General features: G+C 65.2%; 18 protein-coding genes. 11 read left to right on the top strand and 7 right to left on the bottom strand.

From position 1 onward, the window contains the following. Positions 1-47: 47 nt before the first annotated feature. From ASG20_RS03980 to ASG20_RS03970, 3 genes are read left to right on the top strand one after another with little or no spacing between them, the layout of a single operon-like run. Positions 48-611, top strand: coding sequence for a TadE/TadG family type IV pilus assembly protein (locus ASG20_RS03980; RefSeq protein WP_231420416.1), 564 nt, complete (start codon positions 48-50; stop codon positions 609-611). Continuing rightward, entirely contained in the window at positions 608-1,150 is a 543-nt protein-coding gene (locus ASG20_RS03975) for a TadE/TadG family type IV pilus assembly protein (RefSeq protein ID WP_056048777.1), read from the top strand. Before ASG20_RS03980 ends, ASG20_RS03975 begins: the two co-directional genes overlap by 4 nt. A gap of 25 nt (positions 1,151-1,175) precedes the next feature. Beyond that, positions 1,176-2,549, top strand: coding sequence for a TadE/TadG family type IV pilus assembly protein (locus ASG20_RS03970; RefSeq protein WP_082470718.1), 1,374 nt, complete (start codon positions 1,176-1,178; stop codon positions 2,547-2,549). A gap of 22 nt (positions 2,550-2,571) precedes the next feature. On the opposite strand, the gene ASG20_RS03965 is transcribed toward ASG20_RS03970, so the two are convergent. After that, positions 2,572-3,999, bottom strand: coding sequence for a pyruvate dehydrogenase complex E1 component subunit beta (locus tag ASG20_RS03965; RefSeq protein WP_056048768.1), 1,428 nt, complete (start codon positions 3,997-3,999; stop codon positions 2,572-2,574). Continuing rightward, a complete protein-coding gene (gene pdhA / locus ASG20_RS03960; protein WP_056048766.1) occupies positions 3,999-5,051 on the bottom strand; it encodes a pyruvate dehydrogenase (acetyl-transferring) E1 component subunit alpha in 1,053 nt (350 codons plus the stop codon). Before pdhA ends, ASG20_RS03965 begins: the two co-directional genes overlap by 1 nt. A 279-nt stretch (positions 5,052-5,330) precedes the next feature. Between pdhA and ASG20_RS03955 the strand changes: the two genes are divergently transcribed. Genes ASG20_RS03955 through ASG20_RS03945 form a run of 3 tightly spaced genes read left to right on the top strand, consistent with a single transcriptional unit; the run spans position 5,331 to position 8,946 of the window. Then, positions 5,331-6,683, top strand: coding sequence for an MFS transporter (locus ASG20_RS03955; RefSeq protein WP_056048762.1), 1,353 nt, complete (start codon positions 5,331-5,333; stop codon positions 6,681-6,683). After that, positions 6,680-7,600 carry a cysteine synthase A gene (gene cysK / locus ASG20_RS03950; protein WP_056048760.1) on the top strand — a complete coding sequence of 307 codons (921 nt, stop codon included), beginning with the start codon at positions 6,680-6,682 and terminating at the stop codon, positions 7,598-7,600. Before ASG20_RS03955 ends, cysK begins: the two co-directional genes overlap by 4 nt. A gap of 56 nt (positions 7,601-7,656) precedes the next feature. Continuing rightward, a complete protein-coding gene (locus tag ASG20_RS03945) occupies positions 7,657-8,946 on the top strand; it encodes a cell wall hydrolase (protein ID WP_236698736.1) in 1,290 nt (429 codons plus the stop codon). 75 nt (positions 8,947-9,021) lie between these two features. Here the strand turns inward: ASG20_RS03945 and ASG20_RS03940 are convergent, their stop codons facing one another. The 3 genes from ASG20_RS03940 to ASG20_RS03930 are packed head-to-tail and all read right to left on the bottom strand — an operon-like array spanning position 9,022 to position 14,615. After that, the gene (locus ASG20_RS03940) at positions 9,022-11,130 is read right to left on the bottom strand and encodes a S9 family peptidase (RefSeq protein ID WP_201780665.1); all 2,109 of its coding nucleotides are present in this window, start codon (positions 11,128-11,130) and stop codon (positions 9,022-9,024) included. Beyond that, positions 11,127-13,202 carry an alpha/beta hydrolase family protein gene (locus ASG20_RS03935; RefSeq protein WP_056048752.1) on the bottom strand — a complete coding sequence of 692 codons (2,076 nt, stop codon included), beginning with the start codon at positions 13,200-13,202 and terminating at the stop codon, positions 11,127-11,129. Before ASG20_RS03935 ends, ASG20_RS03940 begins: the two co-directional genes overlap by 4 nt. Positions 13,203-13,244: 42 nt before the next feature. Further along, the gene (locus ASG20_RS03930) at positions 13,245-14,615 is read right to left on the bottom strand and encodes a cytochrome P450 (protein ID WP_056048748.1); all 1,371 of its coding nucleotides are present in this window, start codon (positions 14,613-14,615) and stop codon (positions 13,245-13,247) included. Between the two features lie 104 nt (positions 14,616-14,719). On the opposite strand from ASG20_RS03930, the gene ASG20_RS03925 reads away from it, so the two are divergent. Further along, positions 14,720-15,499 (top strand): SDR family NAD(P)-dependent oxidoreductase, encoded by a 780-nt coding sequence (locus ASG20_RS03925; protein ID WP_056048745.1) that lies wholly within the window; start codon positions 14,720-14,722, stop codon positions 15,497-15,499. 254 nt (positions 15,500-15,753) lie between these two features. On the opposite strand, the gene ASG20_RS03920 is transcribed toward ASG20_RS03925, so the two are convergent. Next, positions 15,754-17,373 carry a choline dehydrogenase gene (locus tag ASG20_RS03920; RefSeq protein ID WP_056048742.1) on the bottom strand — a complete coding sequence of 540 codons (1,620 nt, stop codon included), beginning with the start codon at positions 17,371-17,373 and terminating at the stop codon, positions 15,754-15,756. 52 nt (positions 17,374-17,425) lie between these two features. Next, a complete protein-coding gene (locus ASG20_RS03915) occupies positions 17,426-17,980 on the bottom strand; it encodes a TetR/AcrR family transcriptional regulator (RefSeq protein WP_168371597.1) in 555 nt (184 codons plus the stop codon). Between the two features lie 119 nt (positions 17,981-18,099). Here ASG20_RS03915 and ASG20_RS03910 point away from each other — a divergent pair, with 119 nt between their 5' ends. Genes ASG20_RS03910 through ASG20_RS03895 form a run of 4 tightly spaced genes read left to right on the top strand, consistent with a single transcriptional unit; the run spans position 18,100 to position 23,218 of the window. Further along, complete coding sequence (locus ASG20_RS03910; RefSeq protein ID WP_056048740.1) at positions 18,100-19,353, top strand: acetyl-CoA C-acetyltransferase; 1,254 nt, start codon at positions 18,100-18,102, stop codon at positions 19,351-19,353. Then, positions 19,353-20,891, top strand: coding sequence for an acyl-CoA synthetase (locus tag ASG20_RS03905; protein WP_056048737.1), 1,539 nt, complete (start codon positions 19,353-19,355; stop codon positions 20,889-20,891). The genes ASG20_RS03910 and ASG20_RS03905 overlap by 1 nt, the downstream gene beginning before the upstream one ends. After that, a complete protein-coding gene (locus ASG20_RS03900) occupies positions 20,888-21,985 on the top strand; it encodes an acyl-CoA dehydrogenase family protein (RefSeq protein ID WP_056048735.1) in 1,098 nt (365 codons plus the stop codon). The genes ASG20_RS03905 and ASG20_RS03900 overlap by 4 nt, the downstream gene beginning before the upstream one ends. A gap of 12 nt (positions 21,986-21,997) precedes the next feature. Further along, a complete protein-coding gene (locus ASG20_RS03895) occupies positions 21,998-23,218 on the top strand; it encodes an acyl-CoA dehydrogenase family protein (RefSeq protein ID WP_056048733.1) in 1,221 nt (406 codons plus the stop codon). Positions 23,219-23,355: the final 137 nt, after the last annotated feature.

Raw genomic sequence — 23,355 nt, 5'->3', positions numbered from 1 at the left:
CTTAAGTCGCGCATGCGATACGGATTTCGGGTGGATGCAGATCAGCTATGACGATGCTTTACGACGATATGCCGGTACGGCGCCAGCTATCGCGGCCGGCTTGGGCAGCGATCGTCCACGACACGCGTGGCTCGCCGGCGATCGAGTTCGCCATCGTCGCGCCGATGTTGATCGCGCTCCTGCTCGCGATCACCCAGATCGCGCTGTTCTTCTTCGCCCAGCAAAATCTGGAAACCGTCGCGGAGAACTCCGTGCGCAAGTTGATGACCGGCAACGCGCAGCAGGCCAACATGACCCAAACCCAGTTCAAGAACGCTGTCTGCGCGGATCTTCCGCGTTTCATGAAATGCGCGAACCTGATGATCGATGTTCGTACCGCGAACTCGTTCTCGGATGCCAATACGGGTGCGCCCACGATCACATACGATTCGACGGGTAAACCAACGAATCTTCAGTTCGCGCCCGGCGGCGCGGGCAGCATCGTCATCGTCAAGACGATGTACGTGTGGGACGTCGCCGATGGACCGCTCGGCTTCGACATCTCTAACATGTCGAACAACAAACGACTGCTGATCGCCACGTCGGTCTTCAAGACCGAGCAATACGCGTGATCGGCGCGCTTCTGGGCAGGCTCGCGCGTGACACGCGGGGCGTCTCGCTCATCGAATTCGCGATCTCGCTGCCATTCCTGATCCTGCTTTTCACCGGCAGCTTCCAATTGAGCGATGCAGTGGCGGCCAATCGCAAGGTCACCATGGCGACCCGGACGATCGCCGATCTCACCTCGCAATACACGGCCGTATCCGATTCAGACCTCGATACCATCCTGAATGCCAGCCAGCAGGTCCTGGCGCCTTATTCTGCAGATGCCGCGACAATGACGGTGACGCTCGTGAAGACCGACGCGCTGTCCCGGTCCACGGTCGCCTGGAGCGATGGGAAGAATACCACGGGTCTCAGGCCGTGTTCCGCCTTCAACCTGCCGCTTGCGATCAAGCAGGCCGGCACATCGATGATCGTTGCGCAGGTAGTCTATAAGTATAAGCCGACGTTCGGCGCGACCTATATCGGCATGATACCGCTGACCGAAACGATCATCATGAGTCCGCGTGGATCGACCACGATCACATACTCGGGCCCGTCATGCTAATGCTCCCGAAAACCGGTGTAACATCATGAAGATATCCTTCAAATCCTCAATGCGGCGGTTGATGGGAGATCGGCGCGGTAACGTGCTGATGATCATGGGATTTGCGACAATCCCGATGGTGTTCGCAACGGGCATGGCGATCGATTACTCGGGTGCCGCGCGGCTTCGTACCAAGTTGAACGCCGTCGCCGACGCGGCCGCTCTCGCTGCGGTCACCACGCCGATGATGAGCCAGACGAGGGAAGCAGGCGCGCTTGCCGCCTACACCATGTTCACGTCGCAGGCGTCTAACATCAAGGGATTGGAATACACCGTAACCTCTCCGGTGATCACGTCGACCGCAACCGTAGCGTCGTACGACTATGGCGCGTTCAAGATCGTCATCACGCAGACCAATTCCACCGGAATCAATCGCACCGCGGTCGTTAGCTACAAGGCGCGTTCGCAGAACAGCTTCGCCGGTGTGCTGGGCATGGCGACGCTGCCAATCAGCGGATCCTCGACGACGAACGCGAAGGTCGCACCGAACATCGACTTCTACGTCCTGCTCGACACGTCGGGATCGATGGCATTTCCAGCGACGTCCAGCGGGATCACCCAGTTGCGATCGCTGACCGGCGGCTGCGCATTTGCGTGCCATTCGACCAATGACGCGACTGCGCGGTCTAAGAATGGATCATATACCGATTATTACGGCGTCGCGCTTTCCTACGGTATCCCACTGCGCGTCGATGAGGCCCGCAAAGCTGTGCAGTCGATGATGGCGCAGGCGACCCAGACATCGGCCAACAACAACGCCGATTATCAAGCCGCGATGTACACGTTCGCGGCGGCCGATCCTCGAGCCCCCAACAGCTTCAAAATGCTGGCAAGCCTGACTGATAATCTTCAGTATGTTTCGGATAGAGCGGCGCAGGCCCAGACATCATTATATTATAACAACGGCTGCCCGACCAAAGGTTTTTGCAATAACGATGCCGATACTGGATCGAGCGATGCCTTTGTGAAGATGAATGCCCTCATGCGCCTTCCCGGAAACGGAACCAATGTCCTAGGCGACAGGCCTCAAGGGATCATGTTCGTCATCACGGACGGTATGCGTGACGAGCAACGGGCATCGGGTGTTCCCGAGATCGCATTCGACACCTCATGGTGTGCTGCCGTCAAAGCCAAAGGTATTCGCGTTGCGATCCTCTATACCGAGTATCTAAAAATGTCGATGGATGGCGACGCGTGGTCCCAAGCCAATGTCGTGCCCTATCTGAGCCAAGTCGAACCCGCGCTACAGAATTGTTCGTCCGACGGGCTTTACTACAAGGTCACGACCGACGACGATATTTCGACTGCTCTCAATCGCCTCTTCTCGCAAGCCGTGTCCACCGCCCGCATCACGCAGTAGGCGGTGGACACGAGAAGCGTTATTACTTGTACGTAACCTTCTTCACCGCCTTCACGACCTTCGCGACATCGACCAGCATCAGCTTCTCAAGATTTGCCGCATAGGGCATCGGTACGTCTTCGTTCGTCACGCGCAGCACCGGCGCGTCGAGGTCGTCGAAGCCGTGCTCCATCACCACCGACACGATCTCCGAGGCGATCGAGCAGGTTGCCCAATTCTCTTCGACGATGATCATGCGGTTGGTCTTGGCGAGGCTCTTCAGGACCGTCTCGGTGTCGAGCGGGCGCAGCGTGCGCAGGTCGATGACCTCCGCGTCGATGCCCTCTTCGGCGAGCTTGTCGGCGGCTTCGAGGCTGATGCCGACGCCGATCGAGTAGCTGACGATCGTCACGTCCTTGCCCTCGCGGACGATCCGCGCCTTGCCGATCGGCAGGACGTGGTTGTCGAGCTTGGGGACGTCGAAGCTGCGGCCATACATCAGCTCGTTCTCGAGGAACACGACCGGATCCTCGGTGCGGATCGCGGCCTTGAGCAGGCCCTTCGCGTCCGCCGCGTCATACGGCGCGATCACGATCAGGCCGGGGACGCTCGCATACCACGCCGCGAAATTGTGCGAATGCTGCGCACCCACGCGCGACGCGGCGCCATTGGGACCGCGGAACACGATCGGGCAGCGCATCTGGCCACCCGACATGTAGTTGGTCTTGGCCGCCGAGTTGATGATGTGGTCGATCGCCTGCAACGCGAAGTTGAAGGTCATGAACTCGACGATCGGGCGCAGACCACCCATCGCCGCGCCCGCACCGATGCCGGCAAAGCCGTATTCGGTGATCGGCGTGTCGATCACGCGACGGTCGCCGAACTCGTCGAGCAACCCCTGCGTGACCTTGTACGCGCCCTGATACTGCGCGACTTCCTCGCCCATCACGAAGACGCGGTCGTCCTCGCGCATTTCCTCGGCCATCGCGTCGCGAAGCGCCTCGCGGACGGTCGTCTTGACCATCTCGGTGCCCTCGGGGATCGCCGGGTCGGAGATGCCGACCTTCTCCGTCGATGCGACGAGCTGCTGCGTGCCACTCTCTGCCTTGGCGGGCGAAGCGCCTTCGGGAACGGGCGGTGCCTTGTCGTCCGAAGGCGTTTCCTTCGGCGCGGCGTTGGCCGCATCGCCCGAGCGTGCCTCGGTTGGCTTCGCGTCGCTCGCGCTCTCGCCCTCTTCGAGGATCGTCGCGATGACGGTGCCGACCTTCACATTGTCGGTGCCTTCGGCGACGCTGATCGAACCGATCGTACCTTCGTCGATCGCCTCGAACTCCATCGTCGCCTTGTCGGTCTCGATCTCGGCGAGGATGTCGCCCGACTTGACGCTATCGCCTTCCTTGACGAGCCACTTGGCCAGCGTGCCCTCTTCCATCGTCGGGGAGAGCGCGGGCATCTTGATCTCGATCGCCATCAGTACTTCTCCACCAGAACGTCGGTGTAGAGCTCGGCAGCATCCGGCTCCGGGGTCTGCTCGGCGAAATCGGCGGCTTCGTTCACGATTTTCCTGATTTCCTGTTCAAGGGACTTGAGGTCCGCCTCGGTCACGCCCTGCGCGTCGAGCAGCTTCTTCATGTGATCGATCGGATCCGACTTGTCGCGGACCGCCTGGACCTCGTCACGCGTACGGTACTTCGCCGGATCGGACATCGAGTGGCCACGATAGCGATACGTCTTCATCTCCAGGATGACCGGGCCCTTGCCCGCGCGGACCCACGCCAGCGCTTCCTCGGCGGCGCCGCGGCAGGCGAGCACGTCCATGCCGTCGACCTGGATGCCGGGAATGCGGAAGCTCTCGCCGCGGCGATACAGCTGGTCCTCGGCCGAGGCGCGATTGACGCTGGTGCCCATCGCGTACTGGTTGTTCTCGATCACGAAAATGATCGGGAGCTTCCACAGCTCGGCCATGTTGAAGCTCTCGTACACCTGGCCCTGGTTCGCGGCGCCATCGCCGAAATAGGCCATGCAGATGCCGCCGTCGTTCGAGTATTTATGCTTGAACGCGAGGCCGGTGCCGAGCGACACCTGCGCGCCGACGATGCCGTGGCCGCCGTAGAATTTATGCTCGGTCGAGAACATGTGCATCGACCCGCCCTTGCCCTTCGAGATCCCCGAATTGCGCCCGGTCAGCTCGGCCATGATCACCTTGGGGTCGATCCCGTAGGCAAGCATGTGGCCGTGATCGCGGTAGCCGGTGATCACCGAATCGGTCTCGCCGTTCAGCGCGGACTGCAAGCCGACAGCGACGGCTTCCTGGCCGATATACAGATGGCAGAAGCCACCGATCAGGCCCAAGCCATAGAGCTGGCCTGCTTTTTCCTCGAAACGGCGGATCAGCAGCATCTGCCGATACATTTCGAGCAGTTCGTCCTTCGACGCCTCGTACGGCTTTGGTTCGGCCGGTCGTTCGCGGTTCGTAATCGGCGGTTCGGCGATTGCGCGTGCTGGTGGGGGGGTCTTGGCCACGATGTGGGAAACCTCGTTTTCCGTAGGGGAGTTGAGGGAGCCTATAGGCGCGGACGGGGCGGAACATCAATTCCCGTCTGGGGTATGTCGGTTCTCCCTCCCGTCATCCTTACGAAAGTCAGGATCCAGGATACCCAGACGCGGCCCTTCTGGGTTCTGGATCCTGACTTTCGTCAGGATGACGGCGTACGGTGGCGACGGTTCCGTCACTTCACTATCCCCACCCCAAGCAAAGCTCCAGTTGCCCTCCCCTCGCACCACCGCCTAAAGCCAACCGCAATGGACTCCACCGCAGACCCCCGCCAGCATCCCTTACGGATCGCCAATTTCCGCGCCTATTGGCTGTCCCGCTTCACCGGCACGATCGCGGTCAGCGCGATGTCGATCGTGATCGGGTGGCAGGTCTACAACATCGCCCGCGAGACGATGAACATCCGGCAAGCCGCGTTCATGCTCGGCATGATCGGGTTCGCGCAGTTCGTGCCGTTGTTCCTGCTAACCCCAATCACTGGACTCGTCGCGGACAGCTTCGACCGCCGCTGGATCGTCCGCGGCACGACCGCGCTGCTGGTGCTCACCGCCGCGACATTGTGGTTGCTGACCTGGACCGGCCACCTCACGCTTGGCGTGCTGTTCGTTGCCGCGGTCGCGTTCGGCGTGGCGAGAGCTTTCTCAGGCCCAGCCTATTCAGCACTCGCGCCCAACCTCGTCCCCCGCACGGTGCTCCCAACCGCGATCGCGATCAGTTCGATCGCCTGGCAGGTCGGCACCATCGCGGGCCCCAGCGTCGGCGGGCTGCTTTACGCGATCCACCCGGAGGTCGCCTACGGCGTCGCGACGATCCTGTTCGTGGTCGCGCTCCTCTTCATGTTCCTGATCGGCCCGGTGCCGCAGCCCGCCGCGCAGACCGATCACCGTCCCCTCGCCCGCATCATCGAGGGTTTCACCTATGTCCGTCGCAACCGCCTCGTCCTCGCGACCATCACGCTCGACCTGTTCGCGGTGCTGCTCGCCGGCGCGACTTCGCTGCTGCCGGTCTATTCGCGCGACATCCTCCACGTCGGCTCGCAGGGGCTCGGCGTTCTCGCGGCGGGCATGGGGATCGGCGCGGCGGTGACCGCGATCTGGTTCTCGGTCCGCCCGATGAGCACCAATGTCGGCGTGAAGATGCTCGCGGCCGTCGTCGTGTTCGGCCTCGCGATCCTGACCTTCGGCGTCGCAACGCCCATCGTAAATTTGCTCGGCATCGCGCCTGGCACGATCGCCGGCATCCCCGTCCAGCCCGCCTTCGTCCTCAGCCTCGTCGCGCTGATCGTCGCGGGTGGCGCGGACATGATCTCGGTCTATGTCCGCCAGTCGCTGATCCAGCTCCACACGCCCGACGCGATGCGCGGCCGCGTCAGCGCCGTGTCTCAGCTCACCATCTCGGCCTCGAACGAGCTCGGCGAATTCGAGAGCGGCGTGATGGCGTCGCTGCTCGGCCCGGTCGGCGCGGTGGTGTTCGGCGGCGTCGGTGCTATTGCGATCACGATCGGCTGGGCGCGACTGTTCCCGGAACTTGGCCGCGCGAAAACCTTTGATCCCCCAGAGATCCTAGAGACCGAACCCGAACACGGAGAAGCCAAGCCATGAAGGCCAACTCGATCCTCGATACGATCGGCAACACGCCGCACGTCCGCCTGTCGAAGCTGTTCCCCGAATCCGAAGTCTGGGTGAAGTCCGAGCGCTCGAACCCCGGCGGCTCGATCAAGGACCGCATCGCGCTCGCGATGATCGAGGCAGCCGAAAAGGACGGCCACCTCCAGCCCGGCGGCACGATCATCGAGCCGACCAGCGGCAACACCGGCATCGGCCTCGCGCTCGTCGCGGCGGTGAAGGGATACAAGATCGTCCTCGTCATGCCCGAGAGCATGTCGATCGAACGCCGTCGCCTGATGCTCGCATACGGCGCGACCTTCGACCTGACCCCGCGCGAGAAAGGCATGAAGGGCGCAATCGAGCGTGCGAAGGAACTGGTCGAGCAAACGCCCGGCTCTTGGATGCCGCAGCAGTTCGAGAATCCTGCGAACATCGCCGTGCATGTCGCTACGACCGCACAGGAAATCCTTGCCGACTTCCGTGACACGCCGATCGACGTGATCATCACCGGCGTCGGCACCGGCGGCCACATCACCGGCGTCGCCGAGGCGCTGAAGAAGGAATGGCCGTCGCTCAAGGTCTACGCGGTCGAGCCTGCCGCATCGCCGGTGATCGCCGGTGGCCAGCCGGGACCTCACCCGATCCAGGGCATCGGCGCGGGCTTCATTCCGGTCAATCTGCACACGCAGGCGCTCGACGGCGTGATCGAGGTCGATGCCGCAGTGGCTAAGGACATGGCGCGCCGTTCGGCGACCGAAGAGGGCATGCTGGTCGGCATCAGCTCGGGCGCGACGCTCGCAGCGATCCTTCAGAAGCTGCCCGATCTGCCTGACAACGTTCGGGTTCTCGGGTTCAACTACGACACCGGCGAGCGCTATCTGTCGGTCCCGGACTTCCTGCCCGAACAGTGACACGTCCTACGTTCGCGCGCGGCGCATCATCCTCTTCCGCGCGCGGGTTTTCCGCGTTGCATGGCATTTTGACCGGCATCGCCGGGCTGGCGATCGTCGGTCCGGCGTTGGTCGTCGCCAATGCGCCGGTCATCGTCCCGGCCAAGCGCATGGCGCTGCCGCGGCAACGCGTCGTGCCGAAGGCCGAGATACCCCAGGTCGAACCGTTGAAATTCGTCGACCTGACGCCGACCGACGCTCGCGCCTTCAACGCGACCGTGCCCTTCTCGACCGAGCCGAATCCGGCGGCCAAGCCGTTCCGCTTCGCCGGTGCCCCGGACGACCTCGCGCGGGCGACCGACTGTATGGCGGCGGGGATCCTCTACGAAGCCGGCGACGACACCCTCGGCGAACGCGCGGTGGCTCAGGTCGTGCTCAATCGCTTGCGCCATCCGGCCTTCCCCAAAACCGTGTGCGGCGTGGTGTTCGAAGGACAGGACCGTAGCACCGGCTGTCAGTTCAGCTTCAGCTGCGACGGTGCGATCACCCGCTGGCACCCGACCGAGGACGCCTGGCGTCGCGCGCGCGAAGTCGCCGGCGCGGCGCTCGGCGGCGCGGTGTTCGGCCAAGTCGGTTATGCCACGCACTACCATACCGACTGGGTCGTGCCCTATTGGCAGTCGAGCCTCGACAAGATCACCGCAGTGCACACGCATCTGTTCTTCCGCTGGTCCGGCTGGTGGGGCACGCCGGCGGCGTTCGGCCGTCATCCCGAAACCGTCGAACCGGTCATCACCCAGCTCGCGAGCCTGTCCGACGCGCACAAGACCGGCGCAGCCTTCGACGAAGCCCAGGCGGCGTTGGCCGAGGCCTCCGCTGCGATGGGGTTCGTCACGGCCGCGGACTCGGATGAGGCTGGTGCCGACGACGCCTCCGCGCGACGCATCGACGCGGATACCGTCGTGGTCGTGTTCCCGCGCGGGCAATCGCCGGACACGCTCGTGACGGCTGCGACGCAGTCGTGCGGCAACCGGTCCTTCTGTCGGTACATGGCATGGCTCGACGGCACCAAGGTGCCCACGTCGCTGCCGCTCGATACCGCGCAGATGACCTCGCTGACGTTCAGTTATCTGCGCGATCGGTCGAACGGCTATGAACGCGCGTTGTGGAACTGCCGCGAGTATAAACGCCCGGATCCGTCGCAGTGCCTCCAGCCGCCGGGAACGAAGATTGCGACCCCACCGCCTGCCGGATCAGATCCCGCGGCCAAGCCACCCGCAGCGACGGACCTCAACGGCGTGAGGCGGAAGCCCGCGACTCCGTCCGATCCAGTCGCACCGGCACCCAAAGCCGTCGCCGGTCAGTAAGTCGCAAAGGCCTGGAGGCGATCAGCAGGTCGAGGGATGCGCCACATCGTCGCATCCCTCCTTGCGGCAGACCTTCTACTTAGCCAGACCGAGTTGTTGCAGCATGAACGCCTGCCACTCGGAGTTCTGGCGATAGCGCTCGAACCGGCCGGACTTGCCGCCATGCCCCGCCTCCATGTTCACCCGGAACAGCAGCGGGTTCGTGTCGGTCTTCAATTCGCGGAGCTTGGCAACCCACTTGGTCGGCTCGTAATATTGCACCTGGCTGTCCCACAGCCCGGTGCCGACATACAGCGCCGGATACGCCTTCGCCTTGACGTTGTCGTACGGCGAATAGCTCAGCATGTAGTCGTACGACGCCTTCTGCGCGGGATTGCCCCATTCGTCATACTCGAACGTCGTCAGCGGGATCGACGCGTCGAGCATCGTCGTGACGACGTCGACGAACGGCACCTGCGCGATGATGAGCTTATAGTCCGCCGGCGCCATGTTCGCGACGCCGCCCATCAGCAGCCCGCCCGCGCTGCCGCCCATCGCCGCGACGCGGTCCTTGGCCGCGTATTTCTGCGCGACGAGATAGCGGGTGACGTCGATGAAGTCGGTGAAACTGTTCTTCTTGTTGAGCAGATGGCCGTCGTCATACCAGCCGCGCCCCATCTCCTGCCCGCCGCGGATATGCGCGATCGCGTAGACCACGCCGCGATCTAGCAGGCCGATGCGGCCGGGATCGACTGCCGGGTCGCTGGAGATTCCGTAGCTGCCATAGGCGTATTGGAAGAGCGGCGCGGTGCCGTCGCGCTTGGTGCCCTTGGCGTAGACCAGCGAGACCGGCACGCGCGTGCCGTCACGCGCGGGCGCCCATACGCGTTCGGTGACGTATTTCGCGGGATCGTAGCCCGGCACCGGCGCGACCTTCAGCACGCGGCGCTCGCCGGTCTTCGCGTTGACCTCGTACGTCGTGGTCGGCGTCACGAGCGAGCCGTAGGTGTAGCGCACCCACGGCGTCGCGGTCTCCTCGTTGACGTCGAGCGACATGCGATAGGCGGGTTCGTCCGCCGTCACCGGCGTCGACTTGCCCGCATCGCTCAGCACGCGGATCATGCGATTGCCGCCTTCACGCTGGTCGATAGCGACGAAGCCGTCGAAGGGCTTGAAGCCCTCGATGAAGACAGTGTCACTGGCCGGCGTCAGGTCGCGCCACGCGGCCGTGCCCTTGGCCAGATCGGCGTCGGCGACGGTCACTAGCTTGTAGTTTTTTGCGGCCTTGTTGGTACGGATGATCCAGCGGTTGCCGATATGATCCGCGCTGTAGCGGAATTCCCGTGCACGCGGTGCGACGATCGTGAAATTCGTTGGCGCGGCGGCTGGTGCGCAGCGTTGCTCGTCGCTGACCGTGCTGCTCACGCCGATGCAGACGAACTTGTCGTCGGCGGTGCGCGAGACGCCCATCGAATAGGTGTCGTCCTTCTCCTCGTACAGCAGACGATCGCTGGGGACGGGCGTGCCGAGGACGTGCGCCTTCACGCGGTAGCCTCGCAGCGTGACCGGGTCCTTCTCGACGTAGAGCAACGTCTTGTTGTCGTCCGCCCAGACGACGTTCGGCTCGATATTCGATATCGTGTCGGCGATCATCGCACCGGTAGCGAGGTCCTTGACCTTGAGCACGTATTGGCGGCGGCCGACGGTGTCCTCGGCCCAGGCGACGCGGGCGTTGTCGGGGCTCACAGCCCAGTCGCTCAGCGCAAAGAAGCTGTGCCCCTTCGCCATCGCCGGCTCGTCGAACAGCGTCTCGGCGGGCGCGGTGCGGCTTCCCTTGCGCCGCTCCAAAATCGGATAATCCGCGCCGGTCTGGAACCGAGATTCGTAATAATAGCCGGTCTTCGCGTAGGGGACCGAGCTGTCGTCCTGCTTGATATGCGAGACGGTCTCTTCGTAGAGCTTGGCCTGGAGCGGCTTCAGCGACGCCAGCTGAGCATCGGTATAGGCGTTCTCCGCGGCGAGATAGGCGAGCATCGCCGGGTTCTTCCGCGTGTCGTCGCGCAGCCAGTAATAGTCGTCCTCGCGCGCGCCGTTGGGCGACGTCACCTGGAACGGCTTCTTGGCGACGCGCGGCGGCTGGACCTGTGCGACCGCTGCGGTCGAGACCAGCGCCACGCCGGCCAGCATCATGTACCGTATCGTCATTGTGCAACTCCCTGTGCCGGCGTCGTTGCGCCTGCCGGTTTTCGGTATCGATCGAACCAGGCGATGATCGCCGACGCTTTTGCCGCCGATTGCGACGGGCGGGCGGCAAGGCCACCGTGGCTCGCACCCGGCACCTTCACGAGCGCGGTCGGCACGCCGCGGATCTGAAGCGCCGCGTAATATTGCTCGGACTCGCTCACCGGCGTCCGGTAATCGTCGCCCCCGACCACGACCAGGGTCGGCGTCTTGACGTTGCCGACCAGGCTCAGCGGCGAGCGGTTCCAATAGCTCATCGGATCCTCCCACGGCAGCTTCGTGAACCAGTAGCGCGAGGTGAACAGCGTGTTGTCCATCGTCAGCGCCTCGCTGATCCAGTTGATCACCGGCTTCTGCGTCGCAGCGGCCTTGAACCGGTCGGTCTTGCCGACGATCCATGCGGTCAGCAGCCCGCCGCCCGATCCGCCGGTCACGAACAGATTGTCGGGATCGGCGGTACCGTCCTTGATCGCCGCGTCGACCGAGGCGATCAGGTCGTCGTAGTCGGCAGCCGGGTAGGTTTTGTCGATCAGGTTCGCGAACTCGGCACCATAGGAGGTCGAGCCGCGCGGGTTGGTCCAGAGCACGGCGTATCCGGCGGCGGCGTAGAGCTGCATGTCGGTCGCGAAGCCGGGGCCGTAGGCGGCGTTCGGGCCGCCGTGGATTTCGAGGATCAGCGGTACGCGCTGGCCTGCGACACGGCTCGGCGGGGTCGCGAGCCAAGCGTCGATCGGGCGACCATCGGGTGCGGTCACCGCGATCTTTCGGACCTGTGCGAGCGCCTTCGATCCGGTCAGCACCGCGTTGAGCGTGGTCAGGCGACGCGGCTTCCCGCCCGCCAGCACCCAGACGTCGGCGGGGGCGCTCGCATCGCCGCCGGTGTAGGCGATCGTGCCGCCCTTCGAGACCGAGAACTCGCCGCCAGTATAGGGCCGGTCGAGCCCGCCGCCTGCGACGTTGTCGATCAGCGGCGTGACGCGGCCATCGACACCGACGCGGGCGACGCGGCGCTGGCCGTGGTCGTCATAGCTCGCATACAGGCTGCGGCCGTCGGCGGACCACACTGCGTCCTCGATCGCGCGGTCGAGTGTCGCGGTGAGCGAACGCGGCGAGGCAGCATCGCGGTCGCCGACATAGAGCTGCGTGTTCTCGTAGCTGCGGCGCTTGTCGTCGAAGCCTAGCCACGCGATCTTCGAGCCGTCGGGCGACACGCGCGGCTGCGCATCGGGGCCTTCGCGCGTCGTCAGCGTCCGCATCGTGCCGCTCGTCGCATCGACCGCGATCACGTCGGAGTTCATCACCTGGCGGTCGGCGGCGGGGCCACGGATCGCGGCGAAGACGATGCTGCGGCCGTCTGGCGTCCATGACAGCGGGCCGCCATCGTCGAACTTGCCGTATGTGAGCTGTCGAGCCGCGCCCCCATCCGCGCCGACCACGAAGAGGTGGTCGTAGCCTGGCTTCACATAGCCCGGTCCGTCGTTGCGGTAGTTGACCCGGTCGATGATCGTCAGCGGCTCGGCCCATTTCGCGCCCTCGGGCTTGGGCGGCTGCGTGCCGAGCTTGGTGCCCTCGCCCGCCACCGTCGCGATATAGGCGAGCCTGGTGCCGTCCGGCGACCACGCGAGCGCCTGTGGATCGCCGGGGAAACTCGTTACGCGCGCACTCGTCGAACCACTTAGCCAGCGGACGAACAGCTGCGATCCCTCACCGTCGCGCGCGGCGTAGGCAATACGCATACCATCGGGCGACCAGCGCGGGCTGCTGCCGTCGGTCGCGAACGGTGTCTGGCGACCTGTCGCGACGTCGATCAACCAGAGCGAGGACTGCATCTTGTCGGTCATCACGTCGCCGGTGCGGCGGACATAGACGATCGTCTTGCCGTCCGGGCTGATCTGCGGATCGGCCGCGACCGTCAGGCCGAACAGGTCGCTGCTGGTAAAGTTGCGCGTCGGGCCGTCAGGTATTGGCGCGGCCGGCTGTTGCTGGGCAAAGGCCGGCGTCGCCGCGAGCAGGAGGAGGGCAAGGGTCAAGCGCAACGAACGGCTCCTTCGAATGAACCGCGCGAAGATGACACACTATTACGGGGTGGCAAGCGGTACGAACGTCACCGGCAAACCATCCTTCGGGCGCGGGATCGGGAAGACCTGCCACGCGTCGCCGCTGCCCGCCGCCGCCTCGATCCGGTAGCGCGTGAGCAGATGCGCGATCAGCAGCCGCATCTGCATCGTCGCGAAGTGCAAGCCGATGCACATGTGCGCGCCGCCGCCGAACGGAACCCAGGCGAACCGGTGGCGGCCCTTCGACGCCTCGGGCGTGAAGCGGAGCGGGTCGAACTTGTCGGGATCGGGCCAGTGCTCGGCCATCCGGTGCGTATAGGTAATGCCCGTGCCGACGTTGGTGCCTGCCGGAATATCATACCCGCCGAAGCTGAAATCCTTTAGCGCGCGGCGCGGGATCGACGGGACCGGCGGCATCATCCGCAGCGATTCCTTGAACGCGTATTCGGTGAGGATCAGGCGATCGAGCTGCTCGGTCAGCGGCACGTGCGGGTCGAGCGCGGCGACCTCCTCGCGCAGCCGCTCCTGCCAGTCCGGGTTGCGCGCGAGCAGCATCACCAGGCTGGTCGCGGACGAGGTGATGGTGTCGTGCGCGGCCATCATCAGGAAGTTCATGTGGTCGGCGATCGCCAGCGCGGTCAGGGGCGCACCGTCGTCATCGGTCGCGCGGCAGAATTGCGAGAAGAAATCCTGGCCGTCGCCGGTCCGCCGTGCGGGGATTTCGCGCTCGAAAAAGTCGACGAGATAGGCGCGCGCCTTCACACCCTTGCGCATCTGCGTGCCGGGCCAGGGGTTGCGGATCGGCGAGACGCTCGCCTGGACCTCGTCGACGAACGCCTGGTTGATCTTGTCCGCCTCCGCGCCGAGCGGCACGCCGAGGAAGCTGGTCGCGGCGAGATCGAGCGTGAGCTTTTTCACCACATCGTAGAAGCGCAAGGTCTGCCCCGCCCAGCCGCCGATCGCGCCCTCGATCCCGGCATCGAGTTCGGTCGCATAATGCCGCATCGGTTCGGGCTTGAACGCAACCGACAACGCCTTGCGATCGGCGCGGTGCTTGTCGAAATCCATCAGCATCAGGCCGCGCGGAAACAGCATGTTGAGGAGCGGGCCCCAGCCCTGTTCGGACGAGAAGATCTTGTCGCGATCGAACAGCACCAGCTCGTTCGCATCGGGACCGAGCAAGTTGACGCCGGTCCCGCCGAGCGCACGATTGCGATAGATCGGGCCGTAGCGCGCGGCCATGCCTTCCGAGAACGCGATCGGATCGGCCAGTAATTTGAATGTGTTGCCGACGAACGGCAGGCCGTTGCTCCCCGGAATATGATCGAGCGCACCCTTGGCCTGGCGCGGGAGCCAGTGTGGGCTGGCATTCTGCAACATGGCGTGGCTCATCGTCGGATCCTCAGCGACATGCCGGCTTGGCAAGCCTCGAATACCGGCATAACTATTGTTCTGCAACCGGGGCGCGGATCCCGGGGCTTTGACAGGAGAGATGCATGGACCTCGCAAACACTGCCGCCGTCGTGACCGGCGGCGCGTCGGGCCTGGGTGCCGCCACGGCGCGCGCACTGGCCGCCAAGGGGGTGAAGGTCGCGATCTTCGACCTCCAGGCGGACAAGGGCGAAGCGCTCGCGGACGAGGTCGGCGGCGTGTTCTGCAAGGTCGACGTAACCTCGGACGACAGTGTCGATGCGGGGTTCGCGGCGGCGCGCGCGGCGCATGGCCAAGAGCGGATCCTGGTCAATTGTGCGGGCACGGGGAACGCGGCGAAGACTGCGGGGCGATCGAAGCAGGACGGCTCGATCAAGCATTTCCCGCTCGATGCGTTCGACCGGATCATCCAGATCAACCTCGTCGGCACGTTCCGTTGTCTCGCGAAGTCGGCGGCGGGGATGCTGACGCTGGAGCCGGGCGAGGACGGCGAGCGTGGGGCGATCGTCAACACCGCGAGTGCTGCGGCGGAGGACGGCCAGATGGGGCAAGCCGCGTATTCGGCGTCGAAGGCCGGCGTGGTCGGCATGACCTTGCCGATCGCGCGCGACCTGATGAGCGAAGGAATTCGGGTTAACACGATCCTGCCGGGGATCTTCGACACGCCGTTGCTTGCCGCCGCCCCGCAGCAGGTGCGCGATGCGCTGGCGGCTTCTGTGCCGTTTCCCAAGCGGCTGGGCCGGCCGGAGGAGTTTGCGGCGCTGGCGCTGACTATGATCGAATGTGGGTATTTCAATGGGGAGGATGTGCGGCTGGATGGCGCGATCCGGATGGCGCCTCGGTAAAGATGGCCCCACCCTTCCCACGGCCGGGCGGTCGCGGGCTCCTTTGGGAGAGGACCACAAAGACGGCGATGGGTGAGGATGGACACGTGCGCGGGATACCAACCTCCACCCCGGCGGAGGCCGGGGCCCAATTGGGGGACGTTGGTAACTGAGGTCCGTGCTTCGTTACTGCGACCTTTCCAATTGGGCCCCGGCCTCCGCCGGGGTGGTATCCATTGAGCGGAGGTAGTGCTCGGTGTCGCGGAACCTGACGCTTAAGCCGCCCGCGCCAATTGCCGCCCCTTGATCATGTCCGCCGCCTTCTCCGCGATCATGATCGTCGGGGCGTTGGTGTTGGACCCGATCAGCGTCGGCATCACCGAGGCGTCTACCACCCGCAGCCCCTGCAACCCGCGCACGGCCAAGGTCGCATCGACCACCGCCAGCTTATCGTCCGAAGTGCCCATCTTGCACGTCCCGACCGGATGGTAGATCGTCTCCGCCGTACGCCTTACCCAGGCGTCGATCTCGTCGTCGGTCCGCACGCCCTCACCCGGCGACAATTCCCCCGCACGGTATGGATCAAGAGCCGCCTGCCGCGCGACATCGCGACCGATCCCGACGCAGGCGCGCATCACGCGGCGATCCTCCGCGGTCGCGAGATAGTTCGCGACGATCGTCGGATCGGCGAACGGATCGGCGGAGCGCAGCCCGATCCGTCCGCGACTCTGCGGCCGCAACTGGCAGAGATGCAGCGTGAAGCCGTCCTCGGTCGCCTTCACCTTGCCGTGATCCTGCATGATCGCGAGCACCGCGTGGATCTGCACGTCGGGCCGCGACAGCTCCTCGCGCGACGACACGAACGCGCCTGCCTCGAGGAACTGCTGCCGCCCCGCTCCCTTGCCGCGCAACAGGTAATTGAGCCCGACGCCGATCATCCCCACGCCCTTGGTCATCGCGTACCCGGTCCGCAGCCCGCGCGACTTCCAGTTCATCACGACGTCGAGATGGTCCTGCAAATTCTCCCCAACACCCGGCAGCGCATGCACGACGCCCACACCCGCCGCAGTCAGCCGGTCCGGATCGCCGATCCCCGATAGCTGGAGGATATGCGGCGACTGCACCGCCCCCGCGCACAACAGCACCTCGCGCGTGGCGGTCACGCTCTCCGCCCGAGCCCCCTTGTCGAGTACGTAATCGACGCCGGTCGCACGTCCCTTGTCGACCCGGATCCGCGTCGTCCGCGCGCCCGTGACGCAGGTCAGGTTGCGCCGCGACAATACCGGGCGCAGATACGCCGCCGCGGTGCTCCATCGTTTCCCATCCGCAACGGTCAGGTCGTAGCGCCCGAACCCCTCCTGGCTCGCGCCGTTGAAATCCTCGGTCACCGGGTACCCCGCCTGCCGCCCCGCCTCGACCAGCGCGTCGTAGAACGGGCTGTCGGACTCGCCGCCCGAGATCGTCAGCGGCCCCCCGCCGCCATGCAACGGGCACTCGCCGCGATGATGCCCTTCGAGCCGCTTAAAATACGGCAGCACGTCGTCGAACGACCAACCGGGCAAGCCCATCTGTCGCCACTCGTCATAATCCTGCGGATGTCCCCGCGTATAGACCATGCCATTGATCGACGAGCTGCCGCCCAGCCCCTTGCCGCGCGGCCACCACAGACGCCGGTTGTCGAGATGCGGCTCGGGCTCGGTCGAGAAGCCCCAGTTGCTCGCATTCTTGCTTTTGATGAGTTCGCCGACGCCCGCGGGCATCCGTACCAGCACGCCGTCGTTGCGCCCGCCCGCCTCGAGCAGCAGCACGCTCACCGCCGGGTCCTCGGTCAGTCGCGCGGCGAGCACACAGCCGGCCGAGCCTGCGCCGATAATTACGTAGTCATACGTCTGCATGCCCGCATCCTCTTGTTCACGCTCCGCTTTTTTACGGAGTCGCGGTATCAGGCTAGCGCTCGCACAGCAGCGTTAGCAACCCACCGCGCAGCACGTCGCGGTCGATCGCCTCGTCCGGGTGCACTTCGCTGAGACCGATCGCGAGCAGCGCATAGGCCCGGATCCCGGCCTCCACCGGGTCGAACCCATGCGCGGACAATTGCTCGACGAGAAACGCCATGACCGTGTCGTCGTGTTCGCGGATCGCCGCGGCCGCACGCGCGTCGCTCCTCGCCCAGGCGCGCATCGCCAAGGCAAGCTGCGCCATGTCGTGATCGCGGACATGATCGGCGAACGCGCGAATCCGCTCGACCGGGGACAAGTCCGACGCGGAGAGCATGGCCACCAGCGGATCGATATGCGCCTCGACGAAATATCCCGCGAGCGCCGCGTGATACCCGTCGAAATCCTTGAAATGATGGTAGAAGCTGCCGGTCGATGCGCCAAGCGCCAACGCCAGGCTGCGCAGCTTCAACGCGCGCAGCCCGCCGGTCTTGAGCGACGACAGGCCGATCTCCAGCCAGTCGCGCGGTGCCAGATCGCCGCGCGGTGCCGCCCCGTCTTCCAACAATACCCTGCTTGACAAGCCATTCCCCATAACGAATGTTACGCCCTACCGACGCCGGACGCAATCCGGCATCAGGCACCACGACCGCATCCAAGCGGCGGGTGCAAAAGGAGAGCGATGTGGCCGAGGCACTGATCATCGACGCCGTCCGTACCCCGCGCGGTATCGGCAAGACCGGCAAGGGCGCGCTTGCGCACATGCACCCCCAACATCTCGCCGCGACCGTCCTGAAGGCGATTGCCGAGCGAAACAAGCTGGATACCGCCGATGTCGACGACATCATCTGGTCGACCTCGACTCAGCGCGGCGAGCAGAGCGGCGATCTGGGGCGGATGGCGGCGCTCGATGCGGGCTATGACGTCAAGGCGAGCGGTACCACGCTCGACCGGTTCTGCGGCGGCGGGATCACCGCGGTGAACTTTGCCGCGGCGCAGATCATGAGCGGGATGGAGGACCTCGTCATCGCCGGCGGAACCGAGATGATGTCGCTGACCACGACGATGATGCAGGACGACATGGCGGCGGGGAAGCGCCCCCTCGGGATCGGATCGGGGAACGCACGGCTCGACGCGGCGCATCCGCAATCGAACCAGGGCATCTGCGCCGACGCGATCGCCAGCATCGAAGGGATCGACCGCGAAACGCTCGAAGCGCTCGGGTTGGAGAGCCAGCGCCGTGCCGCGGTTGCGATCGCCGAAGGGCGGTTCGATCGCAGCCTCGTCCCCGTCACCGACGATACTGGCGCGCTGGTGCTCGAAAAGGACGAATACCCCCGCCCCGACACCACCGCAGAGGGTCTCGCCGCGCTGCGCCCGTCGTTTGCGGGGATCGCCGACATTCCGCTCGACGACGAGGGCACGACGTATCGCAAGCAGATCAATCGCCGTTATCCCGATGTCGATATCAAGCACGTCCATCACGCCGGAAATTCGTCGGGCGTGGTCGATGGCGCTGCTGCCGTGCTGCTCGCGAGCGCCGACTATGCGGCCGAGCACGGGTTAAAGCCTCGTGCGCGGATCGTCGCGATGGCGAACATGGGCGACGACCCGACGCTGATGCTCAACGCCCCCGTCCCCGCGGCGCGAAAAGTGCTGGCGAAGGCCGGGCTGACGGTCGACGACATCGATCTATGGGAGATCAACGAGGCGTTCGCGGTGGTCGCCGAGAAGTTCATCCGCGACCTGAAGCTCGACCGCGACAAGGTGAACGTCAATGGCGGCTCGATCGCGCTCGGCCATCCGATCGGCGCGACCGGCGCGATCCTGATCGGCACGATCCTGGATGAACTCGAACGCCGCGACCTGAAACGCGGGCTCGTGACGATGTGCGCGGGCGGCGGGATGGCCCCGGCGATCATCATCGAGCGCGTCTGATGCACCCCGTCGCGCACGCGCTGACGACGCCCGACAAACCCGCCTACATCATGGCGGCGACGGGCGAGACGGTGACGTATCGCGACCTCGATGCGCGGGCGAACCAGGGCGCGCACCTGCTCCGCTCGCTCGGGTTGAAGCGCGGCGACGGGATCGCGGTGCTGATGGACAATTCGGCGCGCTATCTGGAGGTGATGTGGGCCGCCGAGCGCACCGGCGTCTATTGCACGTGCCTGTCGTCGAAGCTGACCGCGGCTGAGGCCGCGTACATCATTCGCGATGGCGATTGCCGCGTGCTGATCGTGAGCAAAGGGTGTGCAGAAGTTGCCACCGCGCTGGTGCCGATGGTCTATGACGTGCGCCGCTACGTCGTCGACGGTGCGATCGACGGATACGCGTCTTACGAAGCCGCGCGCGATGCGAAGCCCCCCACGCCGATCGCCGACCCGTCGCCCGGCGGCATCCTGCTCTATTCGTCGGGGACCACCGGGAAACCCAAGGGCGTCAAACACGCGCTATCGGACGAGCCGTTCGGCACCAACGTCTCGCCGCTCGTGATGCTCGGCAAGGGGCTGTATTGCTTCACGCCCGAGATGGTCTATCTCTCGCCCGCGCCACTGTATCACGCCGCGCCGCTGCGCTGGTCGATGGCGGTGCATCAAGTCGGCGGCACCGTCGTAGTGATGGAGCATTTCGATCCCGAAGCTGCGCTCGCAGCGATCGAACGGTTCCATGTCACGCATGCGCAATGGGTGCCGACGCACTTCATCCGCCTGCTGAAACTGCCGCCCGAAGTCCGCGCGCGCTACGACGTGTCGTCGTTGAAGGCGGTATGGCACGCCGCCGCCCCCTGCCCGCTCCCGGTCAAGCAAGCGATGATCGACTGGTGGGGCCCGATCATCGGCGAATATTACGCCGGCACCGAGGGCAACGGGTTCTGCGCGATCTCCAGCGCGGAGTGGCTGGCGCATAAGGGCTCGGTCGGCCGCAATCTTACCGCGCAGACGATGATCTGCGACGAGGAGGGCAATGCGCTGCCGGCCCGCGCTGAAGGCGACGTCTATTTCGCGGGCGGCGGTGCGTTCGAATACCACAACGACCCTGCCAAGACTGCCGAGGCTGCCAACGCGCATGGCTGGACGACGCTCGGCGATGTCGGCTGGTTGGACGAGGAAGGCTATCTCTACCTCACCGACCGCAAGAGCTTCATGATCATTTCGGGCGGCGTGAACATCTATCCCGCCGAGATCGAGAACCTCCTCGTCACGCACCCGAAGGTCGCCGACGTCGCGGTGATCGGCGCGCCCGACGACGAAATGGGCGAACAGGTGGTGGCCATTGTCTGCCCTGCCGACCCGTCCGAGGATCGCGTGCAACTCGCCGCCGAACTCAGCGCTTTTGCGCGCGCGAACCTCAGCCATGTGAAGGCGCCGCGTCGGATCGATTTCCGCGACGCGCTGCCGCGGCACGAGACGGGGAAGCTCTACAAGCGCCTGCTCCGCGACGAATATTGGGCGCAAGCCAAGGAGTCCGCATGAACTTCGATTATTCCGACGACCAGAAATTCCTGAAGGACGAAGCGCGCAAATTCCTGGCGTCGCACTGCGGCAGCGACCGCGTTCGCGTCGTGCTCGACGACTCTGCCAAGGCCTATGACGTAGACCTGTGGAAAGCGGTCGGCGCACAAGGCTGGCTCGGCGCGGCGATCCCCGAAGAGTTCGGCGGGCTAGGCCTCGGCCATATCGAACTCTGTGCGATCGCCGAGGAACTGGGGCGAGCCTGCGCTCCGATCCCGTTCGCCTCGACCGTCTATTTCGTCGCCGAAGCGCTGATGCTCTACGGCAGCGACACCCAGAAAGTCCGATGGCTGCCGAGGATCGCGGCGGGCGACGCCATCGGCGCGTTCGCGACCTCGGAGGGCGCCGGCCCGGTCACCGCAAGCTCGATCCGTACCACCGTGTCCGGTGGCAAGCTCACCGGCGAGAATATCCCCGTCACTGACGGCGACGTCGCCGACCTGATCGTCGTCCTAGCGCGCGACGGCCTCTACCTCGTCGAGAAGGGCGCAGGCGTTGCGATCGAGGTACTCGAAACGCTCGACCCGACGCGTAGTGCGGCGCGGCTCACCTTCAATGGCGTGCCTTGCGAGAAACTCGGCAGTGACGACGGCATCGCGGCGATGCAGGCGGTGTTCGACCGGGCCGCGGTCCTGCTTGCGTTCGAGCAGCTTGGCGGCGCGGATCGCTGTCTTGAGATGGCGAAGGGCTATGCGCTCGATCGCTACGCGTTCGGCCGGCAAATTGGCGGGTATCAGGCGATCAAGCACAAGCTCGCCGACATGTACGTCAAGAACGAACTCGCGCGCTCGAACGCCTATTACGGCGCGTGGGCGCTCAACGCGGGCGCCGCCGAACTGCCGCTCGCCGCCGCCACCGCGCGCGTTGCCGCGTCCGACGCCTATTGGTTCGCGTCCAAGGAGAACATCCAGACGCATGGCGGGATGGGCTTCACCTGGGAGTCCGACTGCCACCTCTATTACCGCCGCTCGCGCCAATTGGCGCTCGTCGCCGGCAGCCCCGCGGCGTGGCGCGAACGTCTCGTCGGCCAACTCGAAATGCGCAACGCCGCCTGATCGGAGCAGCACATGGACTTCAAGGACAGCGACGCCGAAGACACGTATCGCGCCGCCGCGCGCGACTGGCTCGACGCGAACATCGCCGAGCATGACGCCGGCCATTACCCCGACGACATGACCAAGGCTAAAGCGTGGCAGGCGCGGAAAGCGGCGGGCGGCTATGCGTGCATCACCTGGCCACAGGAATGGGGCGGTGGTGGCGGCACCCCGATCGAAAGCGTCATCTTCGGGCAGGAAGAGGCGAAACACGCGGTCGACGGCAGCTATTTCACGATCGGGCTCGGCATGTGCGTGCCGACCGTGATGGCCTATGCCGACGACGCGACCAAGCATCGCTTCGTCGGCCCCGCAGTACGCGGCGACGAGATCTGGTCGCAACTCTTCTCCGAACCCGCCGGCGGCTCCGACGTCGCCGCAATCCGCACGCGAGCCGTCCGCGCCAAAAATGAGAATGGGAGCGACGACTGGGTAATTAACGGCCAGAAGGTCTGGACCTCGGGCGCGCACTACAGCGACTACGGCATCGTCCTGGTCCGCACCAATCCCGACGTGCCGAAGCACCAGGGCCTGACGATGTTCTGGCTTGACCTGAAAGCGCCGGGGATCGAGATCCGCCCGATCCACCAGATGTCCGGCGGGTCGAGCTTCAACGAGGTCTGGTTCGAGGACGTCCGGATTTCCGACGCGCAGCGGCTTGGACCGGTCGATGGCGGCTGGAAGGTCGCGCTGTTCACGCTGATGAACGAGCGGCTCGCGATCGGTACGAGCGGCGGCGTCGGCCCCGAGGACATCCTCGCCTTCGCCGCCCAAGCCAACGGCGCAGACGGCCCGCTGCTGAAGGACGCCGCGTTCCGCCAGACGCTCGCCGACTGGTGGGTGCAATCGGAGGGCCTGCGCAACACCCGCATGCGGACGATCACCGCGCTGTCGAAGGGCCAGGTGCCCGGCCCCGAAAGCTCGATCGGCAAGATCGTCGCCGCCAACCAGCTACAGGCGATCGGCAACACCGCGGTTGAGGCGGGCGATCAATATGGCATCATCTCCGACCCCGCGCTGACCCCGCTGAAGGGCGCGTTCCACGCCGCGACGATGTGGGCACCGGGCCTGCGCATCGCCGGCGGCACCGACGAGATCCTAAAGAACATCATCGCCGAACGCGTCCTCGGCCTCCCCGGCGAAATCCGCGTCGACAAGGATCAGGCGTTCCGGGATTTGCCGGTGGGGGCGTGAGACGCAGTGTTGCCCACCCCGCATCCTTCGTCGCCGCCGATGCGGTAGACCATCACGCCCGACGACGTGGCCTATGGAGCGACGCCGTTGCTTCGCTATCTGAGGCTTGGGGGCTTGCCCGATGACCAACGAGGGTT

Origin of the sequence: Sphingomonas sp. Leaf198 (genome assembly GCF_001424005.1) — a bacterium.
In the GTDB taxonomy this organism is placed as follows: domain Bacteria; phylum Pseudomonadota; class Alphaproteobacteria; order Sphingomonadales; family Sphingomonadaceae; genus Sphingomonas.
The sequence above is the reverse complement of the archived record's forward strand: the minus strand, read 5'-3'. Positions and strand labels throughout refer to the sequence as shown.